This is a genomic window from Paenibacillus sp. GYB003 (assembly GCF_036577625.1).
Taxonomy (GTDB): domain Bacteria; phylum Bacillota; class Bacilli; order Paenibacillales; family NBRC-103111; genus Paenibacillus_AB.
The window spans coordinates 24,314-39,670 of the sequence record NZ_JARBDC010000033.1 but is presented as its reverse complement, the minus strand read 5'-3'; the positions used below and the strand labels follow the sequence as shown (position 1 = coordinate 39,670).

Here is a 15,357-nt window from a genome sequence, read left to right as displayed (position 1 = left end):
CGGACCGCGCGTCGGCGGTCCGGGTCGTTCGGGACGCAGTCCTGCATTACCACATCGGGACGGCCATTCCTTTGCCGCCCGGCATGTTGATCGGGGCGTCCGGGTTTTCTTTCATTTGCTTCAGCGCCGCGTCTCCCGCGGTTTGCCATTCCTTGAGCGCGTCGCTGACGGTCGACGTGCCTTCAAGCGCCTTTTTGAAATATTGCGCCCCCATCGAACGGATCTGATAAATATTGCGGTATTGACGGGACAACTTGCTCATCTCGTTTTCGATCGGCACCGGCTTGAGCGTCGTAAACGCCTTGATGTTATACTGCAGGCCGTCGCGCGGCTGGATATATTTCGAGCGGGACACGAGCTGGTTGACGCTCTTCGACTTCAGCTTCGCCCACTCTTCGCCGTTGATGAATTTGATGAACTTCCAGGCGTCGGCCGAGTTTTGCGCCTTCGTGTTAATGCCCATCAAGCCGTTAAAGTAGACGCTGCCGCCGAGTCCGTTTTGCTCCGGATGCGTCGGCATCGTGACGATATCCCAATCGATCGGCGTATAGCCTTTAATGTTGGCCGCGTTTTTGTTCGCCTGGATTAATTCGTTGATCGTATACTGATGGCCGATCGTCATCGCGAGCTTGCCGTTCATAAACGGATTGTTCTGGAACGGATTGTACTGGCCGCTTTCCATGGCCGCGCGTCTTGCCGCGTCCATTTTGCTGTAATCGATCGGCTCCGGGAATATTTTATCCTTGCTCAGCTGTATCATCGTCGTCCATACTTTTTCCCAACCCGGAGAAGCGACGGTAAGCGCATCGGCCGCATCGTTGAACATGCGCAGCTGAAGCGGCGCGACATAGGCTTCCATCTCATGGAACAGGCTTTCCTTCGAGCCGGAGGCGTATTGGTTGAAGCCGAAGCCGTAAACGCGGTTTTCGCCTTCTCCTTTGGCCACGCGGCGCGCGAGATCGAACATTTCGTCCCACGTCATGCCGTCCTTCGGATACTGCATGCCGGCATCGTCGAACGGCTTCTTATTATAAAGCAGCACCTGCGACGAAAACGTAGGCGCAAGCGCGTACAGCTTGCCGTCGCCGGCCGCCTTGATTCCGTCGATAACGGCGGGCACGATGTCCGATATGTCGAATTTGTCTTTCGCGATGTCGCCGTCCAGCTGCTTCAGCATATTGTTCGCGACCAGGTCCGGAAGCTGTTCGTAGTTGATCATGACGACATCGGGCGGATTGTCGCCCTTCATCAGCTCTTTCATTTTTTCGTTCGGATCTTCCGGCTTCTCGCCTTCCGGTCTGCCGCCGTACCGGTATTGATTCGGATTCATCGCCGACACGATCTCGACCTTGATGTTCGGATTGCTGAATTCGAATATTTCGGTAAATTGCTGGCGGAAATATTCGTCTTCGTCCCCGCTGTAATACATCGTCGCGATGCGCAGCACCCGCTCCGTTTTATCGTCGTTCGCCGCTCCTTTGTTGCATGCGGCCAGCACCGGTACGGTCAATGTCGCGACCAGCGTCATGCCGGTTACCGTACGGAGCCATTTCGGCTTCTGATTATTCGTCATCCGGATTTCCCCCCAATTGATTCGGCGCCTTGATCGTGATCGTCTTTCCGTCGAATTCCATCGACGCCTTGTTCGTAATTTGCAGCGCCTGCAAAAATGGCTTCGGAATTTGCAGGCGTCCCGCCCGATCGAGCACGACGTATTCCTCGTGCCCTTCATTCATGCTTTTTCCCGCGTCGAGGTTCGGGTTGCGCTTTATAAACTCGGTGCTCGTCATCCCGTCGCGAATCGCCACCACCCGGTCGACTTTGCTCGCGAGCGTCAAATCGTGGGTGACGATGACGATCGTAACGCCCAATTCCTTGTTCAGCCTGCGGAAAATGTCCATGATCATGTCCGACGTCTGCGTATCGACGGAGCCGGTCGGCTCGTCGGCCAGCAGCAGCGACGGCCTGTTGGCGAGCGATATCGCGATCGCGACGCGCTGCTGCTCCCCGCCGGACAGCTGGTACAGCTTGTTGTGCAGCCTTTCCTTCAGCCCGACCCACTCCAGCAGCTGCTTCGCGTACGGGCGGTCGATTTTGCCGCTCAGCATCATCGGCATTTCCACGTTTTCCAAAGCGCTCAAGTACGGAAGCAAGTTGCGGGCGTTGTTTTGCCAAATGAATCCGACCGTCTTGCGCTTGTATTCGACAAGCTGATCGTCGGTAATTTTCAGCAAATCCCATTCGCCGACGCGCACTTGCCCGGCCGACGGGCGGTCGAGACCGCCCAAAATGTTCAGCATCGTCGATTTACCGCTTCCGCTGTTGCCGATAATCGCCATCATTTCGCCGGTTTCCACCGTTATGTTGAGTCCTTGCAGCGCGACGACCTCGATGTCGTCGGTTTTGTAAATTTTGACGAGTCCTTCGCAAACGATCATCGGTTACCGCTCCTCCCCCAGCTTGACCGCCTGATGCACTCTCAGCCTGCGGATATGCAGCAGCAGCAGCGTCGCTCCCGTCACCATCATGAAGGCGACGACGCCGTAAAGCTGATACATGTCCTTCGCCTCGAATACGACTCGGAACGGCGGCACTTGGGTCGCGGCGCTGCCCGCCGTCTGCAAAAACGGCAAAAACAACAGGCTCGTCAGCTTGCCGATCGTAAAGCCGAGGGCGATCGACAGCCCTGCCGTAAACAGCTGCTCCAGCATGAGCATCCCGGTTAGCTGCCGGCGCGACAGCCCCATCGCCCGCAGCACGCCGAACTGAACAACCCGGCTTGACAGGTTGAAAAACCAGTACAGCACGTATCCGATGAGCGATATGAGCACCGAGACGAGGAAGCCGAGGCTTAAGATGCCGAACACGCCGCCTCTGGACGGATGCTTGCTTTGCGTAATCAGCTCGTTGCGGACGTCCTTGTAGCCGGCGAGCTGGATCCCTTTCGCCTGAATCGATTCGATGATCGGCGTCAGCTTGGCGCCGGGCTTCATTTTGATCCATACGTCGTACGGCGTAATCGGCGCACTGTCGAATATGTAGTCGAGATTGGCGATGAAAAACGGCGACTGGTTCGGATACAGCGACGGCCAATACGGTACGGTGCCGACAATGACGAATTCGACCATTTGCTGGGAAACGGCGATCGAAATCAAGTCGCCGGGCTTCAGCTGATTTTTGCTCGCGAACGATTCCGATACGAGCACGCCTTGACCGTCGAACGCGCCGAGCAAGTTCAAATATTGCCACGGCTTCGCCGGAAACAGATCGTCCCGGAACCAGCCGACCTCGTTGAAGTCGACGTTGTCGATGCCCATGACGGTTCCTTGGCCGAGCGATTTGCCCGACACGACCACGTTGCCTTTCGTCTGCAGCACCCGCGTCGCGTGTTCGACGCCTTCGAGCGTTTTGTACATTTCGAACGGCGGCTCGATGTACAGCATTTTCGAGTTTTGCTCGCCTTGGCCGCCTGGACCGCCGCCTTGGCCTCCGCCTTGACCGCCTTGGCCCCCTTGGCCTTGGCCGCCCTGTCCTTGGCCTTGTCCTTGGCCTTGTCCCTGGCCCTCTCCGCCGTTTTGCGACGGGGGCGTCATCTCTGAATAAGCTTCCCACACCGGCTGCAGGACGACGTCGGCGCCGAATTGGTACAGCGTCCGTTCCGTCGAATTCAAGTCGATCGTCCGCGCCGCCGACGAGTTATATACGCCGAGTCCGAGCGTCAGGATCAGGAGCAGCATGAGCGGATAATACGCCTTGGACGACCGCGACAGCTGCGTCAGCGTCAAATAGATCGGCACGGGCAAAAACGTTTTGCCGAGCCAGCCCGCCAGCTTCAGCAGCCACGGGAACAGCCTCAGGAAAAACAGCCCCAGCGCGAATATGGCCAGCGCCGGCACGAAAAACAGCAGCGGATGCACCTGAAGCTGATCGTTCGACAGCCCCGTTCTCTCCGATAATATTTGCACGTTCTGGAACGCATAATAGCCGTAACCGGCCAGACCGACAAGCGCGATGTCGAGAAACCAGCGCTGCCAAAGCGGCTTCCGGTCCGAACGGGCCAGCTGCTGCTTGTAGCTGACGATCGACGAGCGGGCGAACGACACGGCCGGTATGACGCTCGCGACAATCGCGAGCACGACCGCCGACGCGCCGTACAGCAGCGCTTCGCCGGTCACGCCGACGGGTACCGCCTTGCGGTCGACGAAGGCGAGGAAGCCGTTCGACGAGCCGATCCCTTTGGCCATCAAATAGCCGATGAACGGACCGATCAGCATCGCAATGCCGCCGAGCAAAACGCCTTCCAGCAAATAAATCCAAACGATTTGCCGCGTACTGCCGCCTCTGCTTCGCAGCACGGCGATGTCGCTTCGCTGCCGGTCGAGCGACTGGCGGGCGTTCATGACGATATAATAGAACACCATGGCGAGCATCGGCGCCGCCAGCGTGAACAGCATCATTTGCATTTGCAAGCTTTGCTTTTTGAACTCGGACAGCATGTCTTTGAACGAGTAGTCGACCTTCGTTTCTTTCAGCTTCTGGTACAGCGTAATGTCGAGACGGTCCAGGATGCGCGTCAAATCGGACAGCTGGCTCGTCTTGATTTCCCGCAAATCGAAGGCGTAATACCAATTCGCCAAGTTCAGCGGAATTTTCTTTTGCTGCAGCAGCTCTTTCTGAAATACGTCCTCGCTGACGATCAAGCTGGAGAGCAGTCCTTCGAAGCCTTGATACCAATACGGGTCGTTTTCCTGCTTCGGCTTGAACGTGCCGACGACCTTGACCTTCAGCGGCGGGATGCCGAGCCCTCCCGTCAGCGGGTAGTTGAATTCGTCGCCGACGCGGAAGTCGCCCCGGTACATCGCCTCCTCGAGAACGATCGCCTCGATGACGCCGTTTTTCACCTCGTTCGAAAACGGGCTGCCGCTCGCCATCTCGACATGATCCTGCAGGCCGCTCCATGCCGATATCGTCATTTGCCGGCGCTTGCTCGGGTCGGTCTTTGTCGGATCGACCGGCGTCACCTGCGAGCTGCGGATGGAATACGTCCGCACGTAGGTCGACACCGGAAAGCCGATCTGTTTCGGAATGTCTTCGGCGATATACGCGTCGACGTCCTTCAGCGAATCGAGGTCGGCTTTGTCGGCTCCGACCGCCTGGTAACGAATGAGGGTCGAGCCCGGCGGCAAGCCGTCCGTATTGTCGAGCAGCGTTTTCGCGACGACCCGCTTGAGCGATCCGTCGGAATACATCGGGATGCTGGTCGTGAACGAAACCGCGACGATGAGCCCGAGCAGCGTGCTGAGCGTCATCCAGCGGTTGTTCCACATTTTGCGGTACAAAAATCGGAGCATTGGCATAGGCGTTATCTCCCCACCACTTTTTGCCCCGGCTGCAACCCTTTAACGATTTCCACTTCGGTGGACGTTTGCTGGCCGATTTCGACGTCGACCTCGCGTTTGCTGCCTTTGTCGTCGACGACCTGCACGTAGTTCCGTCCGGCATAGGAGCGAAGAGCCGCGCTCGGAATGACGACCGCGTTTTCCTTCCGCTGCGTGATGACGGAGACGCTGAGCGGCGTTCCTCTGTTCAGTCCGGGCGGAAACGCGTCGAGCGTCACGAGCAAATAGTTGTCGATCGTATCTTTTTGCTGGCCCTGGCCTTGTCCCGGTCCCGGCTGGCCTTGCTCCTGCTTCGGCAGCGGTAGCTGCGTCACTTTGCCCTTGTGCTGGCCGGCCGAGTTGATGTCGACGACCGCTTCCATGCCGATCGCCACTTTCTTCACGTCGTCCGGCAGCAAGTCGGCGGCGACCGTCAGCTGGCTCAAATCGGCGATGATGGCGATGTCGTCGTAGCCTTTCACGTTGTCGCCCTTTTTGACCGCGACGGACACGATCGTTCCGTCGAACGGCGCGGTCAGCTTCGCCGCGGCGATCGAGGACTCCAGCTTGGCGAGCTCTTCCTTTTTCAACTCGAACGCAATTTTGGCCCGTTCCAGCTCTTCGGCCGACTTGGAGCCGTCGTTTTTGCGCAGCAGTTCGATCATTTGCAGCTCTTCGCTGCGCTGCTGCAGCCTCTTTTGCCGCAAATCGTTTTCCAGCGTCGTGACGTCGAGCTCGGCGATCAGCTGGCCGGCTTTGACCGAGTCGCCGGTTTTGACGTAAATGTCTTTGAGCCGCTTCGTATCCTCCTGCGTGAAATAGAGCGTCTCTTCCTTCGTCGACAACAGCCTGCCGCTGGCGCGCACCTTCGTTTCGAGCGTCGTCGTCTTGACGACGTGGATCGGCTTCTCCGACATTTTCGGCGGGGCGATCGAAGGAAGCACCTCCTCTTCGTCCTCCTTCGGCAGCAGCGAGCAGCCGGAGGCGGCCGCGAGCGAGACGGTCAGGGCGATCGACAACAGCGTCTTATGTATGGATGAATTTTCCGTCAACCATTTGGTAAACATGATCGGCTACCTCCAAAATCGTAGGGTCGTGGGTCGTCATGCAGATGGTCACCTGCTCGGTCCGGATAATGTCGCGGAACACCGTCATGACCTGCGCGCCCATCTGCGAATCGAGCTCGGCGGTCGGTTCGTCGGCCAGCAGCAGCGTCGGACGGTGGGCGATCGCCTTGGCGATGGCGACCCGCTGCTGTTCGCCCCCGGACAGCTCGAACGGCCGGTGATGCATCCGTTTGCCGAGGCCGACGAGCTCGAGACAATGCTGCACCCGCGGCTTCCATTCCGAGCGCGGCACCCCGGCCATCCGAAGCGACAGCTCGACGTTTTCCCACGCGGATAGTAGCGGCATTAGCGCAAACGATTGGAAAATGAAGCCGATCTGCTTCCTCCGAACTTCCGTGCGTTTGTCGTCGTTCCATTCGTGGAACGGGTGACCCAGGAAAAAAATTTGCCCGCGGCTCGGCTGATCCAATCCGCCGATCATGTTGAGCAGCGTCGTTTTGCCGGAGCCCGAGCGTCCTTTCAGCATGACGAGCCGATTCGGCTTCAGCTCCATGTCGATGCCTTTCAGTACGTGAAGCTGCCTGCCTCCGACCTGAAACGACCTCTCCACGCCGCTCACCGTCAAAATCGGCTTGGCGGTTTCCGGGTCCGCGCGATCGGCGATCGCCTGCATAACCGGCGCCATGCCGGCGGCGCTCTCCATCGCGGCCTCCGTTCCCGGATGAGCGGCAGGGGGCGCGGCGGACGACGGCGATTCGGTCGGCGTTGTTCCCCTTTTTTTGTGTGCGGCGAAACGTTTCAGCCAACCCATTGTGTTAGACTCTCCCTCCTATCCGACTGTTCATAAACAGTTCATCCAAAGGAATAGACGTCGATACGAGCGAAAAAGTTACACCGTTTTCTAAAATTTTGCAGATTTGACCGACTCAAACAAGCATTTGGGTTCGAAAGACCCATATTCTCCCGACTTTTGACGAATGTCGTCGCGCGCGGCATGCCTCCCAAGAAATCCTAGTATTTTGGTCAGATATATAGTACAATAAGGACAGCAGAAATCGAGCAGCAGGAAGGAGCCCGACGCTTTTATGGCCAAACGAAAATGGATTACGATTCCCATCATCGCCGTCGTGGCGGTCGTCATTGCCGTTTACGGACAAAAAGAGCGAAAGAGCGTCGTGGAAGCGAAGCCGTACGTCCCGCAGCCGCTCATCGTGTTGGACGGCGGAACGGTCACGTACAACGACGTGCCGGACTGCCATTAACGAACGGTCGCGCAACACTGCCGACAGGCGATTGCGGGACCGTATAAGAAGCCGAAAGCCGCGCTTCGCCCAGTTTCCTGCGGCGTTGCGCGGCTTTTTCGTTTGCGAACTTGATCATGCGTGATCGCTTAAGGGGCGGTAACCGTTGCCGATCCGGCCGAATTCGAGGTACGAATCCAAGTAACGAAGCATGAACCGAAGCGCAACGATTGAATCGAAATGTCCTCGCCCCGACGCCGACCCTCGTCGTATCGCCGCTCAAATCGGCGAAGGCGCGGGCGCCGCCGTCGACTCCCTGACGACCAGCTCGGGCTGCAGCACCGTGCGCGGAGGTTCGTCCGTCTCGTTTGCCAGCCGCCGGATCAGGAGATCGACCGCCAGCTGTCCCATCCGCTCGATCGGCTGAGCGACCGTCGTCAAAGGCGGATCGGTCACGGACGCCAATATCGTATTGTCGAAGCCGACGACGGATACATCGCCAGGCACGGATAGTCCGGCTTCCTTCGCCGCCTGGAGCGTGCCGATCGCGAGCAGATCGTTGCAGCAAAATATCGCCGTCGGCCGGTCACCGCTCCGCAGCAGCTCCGACGCGCGCCGCTTGCCTTCCGCGACCGGAGGCTGGCCGCCGCACGTTACGACGGCGGCGTCCGGCAGTTCGACGCCCGCCTCGCCGAGCCCTTCGCGAAAGCCCCGAATGCGCTCGCGGCTGCTGCTCAGCTTCGGGCTTTCGGCGAGCACGGCCATGCGGCGGTGCCCGAGCGCCGTCAAATGGCCGGCGGCCATGCGGCCTCCCGCGAAATCGTCGACGACGACCGTTCCCCCGTCGCAGCCGGGCAGCTCGCGGGCGATCGTCACGATCGGGATCCGGCCGTGCGCGAGCGGGGCGATCGTCTCCTTGTCGTCGGTGCCGATGCCGGTGCCGATGACGATGCCGTCCACGCTTTTGCTGCGAAACAGCGACAAATACCGCTCGACCCGGTCTTCCTTGTTGTCGGTGCAGCAAATGACGAGGCTGTAGCCGAGACGGTGCCCCTGCTCCTCGACGCTTCGCGCGATTTCCGCGAAAAACGGATTCGAGATGTCGGGGACGAGCAGGCCGATCGTGTACGTCCGTTTGCCGGCCAAAGCGGTCGCGATGACGCTCGGCCGGTAGTTCAGCCGTTCCATCACGCGGACGATTTCCCTTCGCCGCCGTTCGCTGATTTTCCCTTTGCCGTTGATGACCTGAGAGACGGCGGCGATCGAGACGCCCGCTTCGCGTGCGACGTCGTATATGGTAACGTTCATCGGACTCCCCGCTTCTTCGCTGCCCGGGCCGGGCCGTTTCTTTCCATTATGCGGATGCGGCGGACAAGTTGCAAGACGGAACGTGCGTTCAACGCCCCGGCCGGCCGGCGATCCAGGCGTGGTCGGGATCGGTATGAATGCTCCACGTGCGGACCGGACCGGCCATTACGTTCAAATAGTAGACGTCATAGCCGGGCGGCGCGGCGACGGGATGGTATCCTTTCGGGACAAGCACCGCTTCGCCGTCCCCGACGGCCAGCGTTTCGTCGATCGAGCGATCGTCGGTGTAGATGCGCTGCAGGGCGAACCCTTGTTCGGGCCGGATGCGGAAATAGTACGTTTCCTCGAGCAGCGATTCGTCGGGAAGCGCGTCCCGGTCGTGCTTGTGCGGCGGATAGCTCGACCAATGGCCGGCGGGCGTGAACACTTCCACGACGAGCAGGCTGCGGGCGGGCTCCGTTTCCGGCAAAATGTGATGAATGCGGCGCCGGGTGCTGCCGGATCCGCGAACTTCTTCCGCGACCTGTCCGGGGCCGATCAAGCGGGCCGGATGTCGCCCGTCTCCCGGAGCCGCGCATACGGCCAATTCCAGCTCCGTCAGCGCGCGCACCTCGTAAAAATCGTCCGCCGGAACGTAGACGGAATACGGCTTCGTCCCCTCGAACACGCTCATTCGTCCGCCCACCTCGCCCCATCGCGCGGCGCGCGTCGTTACGTCCGCTTTGCCGCCGAGCAGCACGAGACAAGCCTCCCGGCCGCCCGTATCGCGGCGTATCGATTGCCCGGCCGAAAGCCGAACGAGCTCGAAGCCGACGTAGGTCCAGCCGGCCGATTCCGGCGTAACGGCCAATACGGCGCCTTCGCGATCCGGCGCGGACCGCGGTTTGACGATCCATGTTGACATCGGTTCCCTGCTCCTTCCCGTAAATGCATTTCCTACGGCTGACGCCCGCCTTGCTGCCCGGCCGTCTCCGCCGCGACCGCCTCGGCGACCTTCACCGGCCGCCCGAGCCGGACGGACCGCGCCGCCGCCAAGGCGATCGCCTCCGCCCGCAGCGCGTCGTCCCCGTCGACGGGAAGCGGATCGCCCCGCAGCAGGCCATCGACGAACTGACGCGCTTCTTCGGCGTACGCGGCCATATACCGTTCCAAAAAAAAGTGGAGCGGTTTGTCGCGCGATACGCCCGCCGCCGTGCTCACTTCCGCCGTGTTCGGGTAGTCGTTGCCGACCGTTACGCTCCCCTTCGACCCGAACACCTCCAGCCGCTGATCGTACCCGTACGCGGCCCGGCGGCTCGCGTCGATGACCCCGAGCGCGCCGCCCGCGAAGCGGAGCGTGACGATGGCGGTATCCACGTCCCCGTGCGCCGCGAACATCGGATCGATCAGCACGCCGCCCTGCGCGAACACTTCCTCGACCTCGCATCCGGTGACGAAGCGCGCCATGTCGAAATCGTGGATCAGCATGTCCATGAACATCCCGCCGGACGACTTCACGTACCGTTCGGGGGGCGGGCCCGGATCGCGGGACGTGATTTTGACGATATGCGGCTCGCCGACCGTGCCGCCGCGCACATGGTCCCGGACGCGCATGAAATTGCGGTCGAACCGCCGGTTGAACCCGACCTGAAGCCGGACGCCGGCTTGCCTCGCCGCTTCGACCGCCTCCGACGTCCGGGCGATGTTCATGCTGACCGGCTTCTCGCAAAATATATGTTTGCCGGACGCCGCCGCCAGCTTGATGAGCGGCGCGTGCGTATCGGTCGGCGAGCAGATGAACACCGCGTCGATCGCCGGATCGGAAACGACGTCGTCGCCGCTTCCGCATACGCGGCCGATCCCTCTCGCCGCGGCCCAGCTTCTGAGCTCCGGACCGGCGTCGATGTCGCTGACCGCGGCGACACGCACGGCCGGCAGGCGCAGCAAATTGTCGGCGTGAATTTTGCCGATTCGCCCCGCTCCGATTATGCCGATGGTCAAATGAGTCATCGCGTATGCTCCCCCGCTTTCCCGGCGCAGCCGAACAGCTCGATTTTCGTTCGGACGCACGCCTGCACCGCCTTCGCCGCCTCGCTCAAATAATGGCGCGGATCGTACGCGTCGGGGTGCTCGTTCAAATAGCGCCGGATCGCGGCGGTGAACGCCGCCTGATTGTCCGTATTGACATTGATTTTGCGCGTGCCACGCACGATCGCCTCGCGGATTTCGTCGTCGGGCAGGCCGCTGCCGCCGTGCAGCGCCAAAGGCAGGCCGGTCAGCCGGCGAATGTCCTCCATCCGCCCGAAACCGAGCCTCGGCTGGCCGCGGTACGGGCCGTGTACGGAGCCGAGCGCGGGCGCCAAGCAATCGATGCCGGTTTCGCGCGCGAGCCGGACGCATTCGTCCGGCACCGCGTACATGACTTCCGCCTCGTCGACGACCAGCTCGTCCTCGCGGCCCGCGATGCGGCCGAGCTCCGCCTCGACCGTCGCTCCGAGCGCATGCGCCGCCTGCGCGACGCGCGACGTCAGCTCGATGTTGCGCTCCAGCGGAAGGCCGGAAGCGTCGATCATGACCGACGTGAACCCGGCATGAAGCGCGCGCAAGCAAATGTCGAACGACGAGCCGTGGTCGAGATGAAGGGCGACGGGAACGGTGACGCCGTAATGGTCGATCAGCGCCCGGACCATGCCCGCTATGCAGGGCAAACCGCCCATATACGGAACGTAAGCTTCGCTGACGCCGAGGATGACCGGCGAACGTTTCTCCTGCGCCGCCTGCAAAATCGACTGCGCGAACTCCATATTGGTCAAATTGAACTGCCCGACGGCATAGCCGCCGTCCGCGGCGTCAAGCAGCATCCGCTTCATCGAGACAAGCCCCACGTGCGATCCTCTCCTTCCTGCCGCGGTCGTTCCCGTCACCAGCGGGCCGTAACCATCTTTTTGCGGGTGTAAAATTCGACGCCGTCGGCCCCGTTCGCGTGCAAATCGCCGTAGAACGACTTCTTCCACCCCGAAAACGGGAAAAACGCCATCGGCGCCGGAACGCCGAGATTGACGCCGAGCATGCCGGCGTCGATCGTTTCGCGGAACTGCTTCACGCTGGCGCCGCTGCGCGTGAACAGGCAGGCTCCGTTGGCGAACTCCGAAGCGTTCGCCAGCTCGATCGCCTCCTCCAGCGTATCCGCGCGGACGATCGACAGCACCGGCGCGAAAATTTCGTCCCGCCAAACGGTCATGCCGCGGCGCACCCGATCGAATATCGTCGGCCCGACGAAGAAGCCGCCGCCCGACTCGGCGGCATCGCGCCGACCGTCGCGGATCAGCTTCGCGCCTTCGGCGACGCCGGCTTCGATATACGACAGCGTGCGCTCCTTGTGGGCGGCGCGGATGACCGGGCCGAGAAAGACGCCCTCGTCCAGCCCGCTGCCGATCGCCAGCTTGTCGGCGGCCGCCCGCAGCCGCTCCGCCAGCTCGTCGCCGATGCCGCCGACGGCGACGACGACGGAGCAGGCCATGCATCGCTCGCCGGCCGACCCGAACGCAGCGCCGACGATTTCTTTGACCGCCGAATCGAGATCGGCGTCCGGAAGCACGATCGTATGATTTTTCGCGCCGGCGAGCGCCTGCACCCGTTTGCCCCGTTCCGTCGCCGTCCGGTACACGTATTCCGCCACGGGCTGCGAGCCGACGAACGAGATCGCACGGACGTCGGGATGCCGCAGCAGTCCGTTTACCGCGTCATGGGCGCCGTGAACGACGTTCAATACGCCGTCCGGCAAGCCCGCCTCGCGAAACAGCTCCGCCAGTCGCATCGCCAGCAGCGGGGTGCGCTCGGACGGCTTGAGCACGAACGTATTGCCGCAGGCGACGGCCAGCGGGAACATCCAGCACGGGACCATCATCGGGAAGTTGAACGGCGTAATGCCGCCGACGACGCCGACCGGATACCGGTACATCCCCGACTCCAGATTGGTCGCGATGTCCGGAAGCTGCCTGCCCATCATGAGCGTCGGCGCCCCTGCGGCGAATTCGACGCATTCGATGCCCCGCAGCACTTCGCCGTGCGCTTCGGCCAAGCTTTTGCCGTTCTCCGTCGTGATGAGCCGGGCCAGCTCCTCCCAATGCTCCACCAGCAGCTGCTGGTATTTGAACAACAGGCGCGCGCGCCTCGGAACCGGCGTCCGGCTCCACGTCCGGAATGCGTCCTTGGCCGCGCTTACCGCCCGGTCCACGTCTTCGGCCGACGAGAGCGGAACGTAAGCGAGCAGCTGTTCCGTGGCCGGATCGATCACCGGCTCCGTCCGGCCGGAAGCGGCGGTCACCCGCTCGCCCCCGATCCAGTTCGTTAACGTTTCGGCCATCGCTTCTCCTCCTTTTCCTTCTTGGGACTGTTCGACTGCCGTTCACGAAGCCGTAATTTCGCCCCGGTCGCACCGCGCGATATAATCGTGCACCTGCTCCGCCGTCGGCATCGCGTCCGAGCAGCTGTGGCTGGAGACGACGATGGACGCGGCCGCGCTGCCGAACGCCATGCTTCGCCCGACCGGCCAGCCGTTCATGAGGCCGTACAGAAAGCCGGCCGCGTACGAATCGCCGGCGCCGAACGTTTTGACGACCCGTGCCGGATAGCTTTTCGCCCGGTGGTCCGCCCCGTCTCTCGTATAGGCGACGGAGCCGTCCTTGCCGTGCTTGACGACGACGATTTTCGCCGAATGCCCGAACCATCGGGCCGCCGTTATCCGGTCGTCGCGGTCCGGATTCGGCTCGAACCGCTCCATCAGATCGAACTCCTCGCGGGTGCCGAGCAAAATGTCGCATTTTTCCGCCGCCAAATTGTAATACACCGCCGTTTCTTCGCGCGAAGTCCACGTATACGGGCGGTAATCCAGGTCGAACGCGATCGTGCAGCCGTGCTTTCGGGCGTAGTTTAACGCCTGGAACACCGCCTCGCGGGACGGCCCGGCCGCCAAGGCCGTCCCCGAGACGAGCAGCGTTCCCGTCGAGGCGATCAGCTCCTCGCGGACTTCGTCGGGCTTCAGCAGCAGGTCGGCGGCGCGTTCGCGGTACATCAGAATGCTGCAGTCGGTCGGGCTTTTGATTTCCGTAAACGCCAGCCCCGTCACCGCTCCGCTGCGGTCGATCACGACATTGTCCGCGGCGATGCCGTTTTGCCGCAAATAGGCGGCTATGAATCGGCCCATCGGATCGTCCGCAATTTTGCCGATGAAAGCCGTCTTCAGCCCGAGTCGCGACATGCCGATCGCAATGTTGGCTGGCGATCCCCCGACGTATTTGGCGAACGTGACCGTTTCCTCCATCGGACGGCCCGTTTCCACCGCGTTCAGATCGATGCACAGCCGGCCGATGGCCGTAAAATCGTACGCCCTGCCGGACGGGAAAGATAGATAGGTCATCGCGAAAGTCACCTTCTTTCCGATTCATCGTTTACTTTGCCGCAACGAGCGATTCGATGTATCGCAGCGCGTTCGCCGCGTAAGCGAGCGGGGGATGCAGGGCCGGGTCCTGCTCGCCCTCCAGCATCGCCCAGCCCTCGTAGTTCCTCGCGAGCAGCTCGGCGACGATCGGGCCGAAGTCGATGCAGCCGTCGCCGGGCACCGTAAACACGCCTTTGCGGATGCAGGCGACGAAATCGGCTTTTTCCGCGCGCGCTTCCTCCAATACGCTTCGGCGAACGTCCTTCAAATGAATATAGGCGATCCGCCCGTAATGACGGCGAAGCAGGTCGAGCGGGTCCGCGCCGCCGTATAACGCATGGCCGGTATCGTACAGCAAATGCACGAGCGACGGATCGGTCAGCTCCATCAGCCGGTCGATCTCCTCCGGCCGCTCGACGACGGTGCCGCCGTGATGATGGTACGCCAGCTTCAACCCGTATTCGCGCGCGATCTCGCCCGCCCGGTTCAAGCCGTCCGCCAGGCTTCGCCAGCCCGCTTCGTCCAGCCGCGCCACTTCCTTCTCGTTCGGCGTCCGGCGCGGATCGAAGTGCAGCGAGCCGCCGACCTCGCACGTGCTGATCGTTTCCCCGCCCATGTCCCGCAAAAAAGCGGCGTGATTCCGGTACGCCCGCAATTCGTCCTCGAGCCGGGACGGGTCGGAAAACAGCACCGATTTCCACCACGATACGAGCCGAATGCCGCGCGACGACAGCTCCTTCTTCAGGACGGCCGGGTCGGTCGGAAACTTGCGGCCCATCTCCGTGCCGGTCAAGCCGAGCGAGCGGATGTCGTCGACGATTTGCTCGAACGGCGTATGCTCCCCATGCTCCTTCACGTCTTCGCCGACCCAATTGATCGGATGGATGCCGATTTTGAACGGCAGCGCATTCCATGCGGCCATGCGCGAGCGCCTCCTCTCTCCG

13 protein-coding genes are annotated in these 15,357 nt (G+C 61.7%); 1 reads left to right on the top strand and 12 read right to left on the bottom strand.

The features are described from left to right. Positions 1–46: 46 nt before the first annotated feature. From PV407_RS11785 to PV407_RS11765, 5 genes are read right to left on the bottom strand one after another with little or no spacing between them, the layout of a single operon-like run. Positions 47–1,573: an ABC transporter substrate-binding protein gene (locus tag PV407_RS11785; RefSeq protein WP_332090120.1), complete on the bottom strand. Its 1,527-nt coding sequence runs from the start codon at positions 1,571–1,573 to the stop codon at positions 47–49. Continuing rightward, the gene (locus tag PV407_RS11780) at positions 1,563–2,438 is read right to left on the bottom strand and encodes an ABC transporter ATP-binding protein (protein WP_332090119.1); all 876 of its coding nucleotides are present in this window, start codon (positions 2,436–2,438) and stop codon (positions 1,563–1,565) included. Before PV407_RS11780 ends, PV407_RS11785 begins: the two co-directional genes overlap by 11 nt. 3 nt (positions 2,439–2,441) lie before the next feature. Further along, complete coding sequence (locus PV407_RS11775; protein WP_332090118.1) at positions 2,442–5,357, bottom strand: ABC transporter permease; 2,916 nt, start codon at positions 5,355–5,357, stop codon at positions 2,442–2,444. Positions 5,358–5,362: 5 nt separating this feature from the next. Next, complete coding sequence (locus tag PV407_RS11770; RefSeq protein ID WP_332090117.1) at positions 5,363–6,445, bottom strand: efflux RND transporter periplasmic adaptor subunit; 1,083 nt, start codon at positions 6,443–6,445, stop codon at positions 5,363–5,365. Further along, positions 6,405–7,130, bottom strand: a complete 726-nt coding sequence (locus PV407_RS11765; protein WP_332090225.1) for an ABC transporter ATP-binding protein — start codon at positions 7,128–7,130, stop codon at positions 6,405–6,407. Before PV407_RS11765 ends, PV407_RS11770 begins: the two co-directional genes overlap by 41 nt. Before the next feature lie 400 nt (positions 7,131–7,530). Between PV407_RS11765 and PV407_RS11760 the strand changes: the two genes are divergently transcribed. Further along, positions 7,531–7,707 (top strand): hypothetical protein, encoded by a 177-nt coding sequence (locus PV407_RS11760; protein WP_332090116.1) that lies wholly within the window; start codon positions 7,531–7,533, stop codon positions 7,705–7,707. Positions 7,708–7,965: 258 nt separating this feature from the next. On the opposite strand, the gene PV407_RS11755 is transcribed toward PV407_RS11760, so the two are convergent. The 7 genes from PV407_RS11755 to iolE all read right to left on the bottom strand — a co-directional run bounded on the left by PV407_RS11755 (position 7,966) and on the right by iolE (position 15,335). Beyond that, positions 7,966–8,994, bottom strand: a complete 1,029-nt coding sequence (locus PV407_RS11755; RefSeq protein WP_332090115.1) for a LacI family DNA-binding transcriptional regulator — start codon at positions 8,992–8,994, stop codon at positions 7,966–7,968. An 88-nt stretch (positions 8,995–9,082) separates the two neighbouring features. After that, positions 9,083–9,898, bottom strand: coding sequence for a 5-deoxy-glucuronate isomerase (gene iolB / locus PV407_RS11750; protein WP_332090114.1), 816 nt, complete (start codon positions 9,896–9,898; stop codon positions 9,083–9,085). Between the two features lie 32 nt (positions 9,899–9,930). Then, positions 9,931–10,983, bottom strand: a complete 1,053-nt coding sequence (iolG, locus tag PV407_RS11745) for an inositol 2-dehydrogenase (protein ID WP_332090113.1) — start codon at positions 10,981–10,983, stop codon at positions 9,931–9,933. Continuing rightward, positions 10,980–11,858, bottom strand: coding sequence for a class II fructose-1,6-bisphosphate aldolase (gene fba, locus PV407_RS11740; RefSeq protein ID WP_332090112.1), 879 nt, complete (start codon positions 11,856–11,858; stop codon positions 10,980–10,982). The genes iolG and fba overlap by 4 nt, the downstream gene beginning before the upstream one ends. 35 nt (positions 11,859–11,893) lie before the next feature. Continuing rightward, on the bottom strand, positions 11,894–13,339 hold the full coding sequence (locus PV407_RS11735) for a CoA-acylating methylmalonate-semialdehyde dehydrogenase (protein ID WP_332090111.1): 1,446 nt from the start codon (positions 13,337–13,339) through the stop codon (positions 11,894–11,896). Between the two features lie 42 nt (positions 13,340–13,381). Beyond that, positions 13,382–14,392, bottom strand: coding sequence for a 5-dehydro-2-deoxygluconokinase (gene iolC, locus PV407_RS11730; RefSeq protein WP_332090110.1), 1,011 nt, complete (start codon positions 14,390–14,392; stop codon positions 13,382–13,384). A gap of 31 nt (positions 14,393–14,423) precedes the next feature. After that, positions 14,424–15,335 (bottom strand): myo-inosose-2 dehydratase, encoded by a 912-nt coding sequence (gene iolE / locus PV407_RS11725; RefSeq protein WP_332090109.1) that lies wholly within the window; start codon positions 15,333–15,335, stop codon positions 14,424–14,426. Positions 15,336–15,357: the final 22 nt, after the last annotated feature.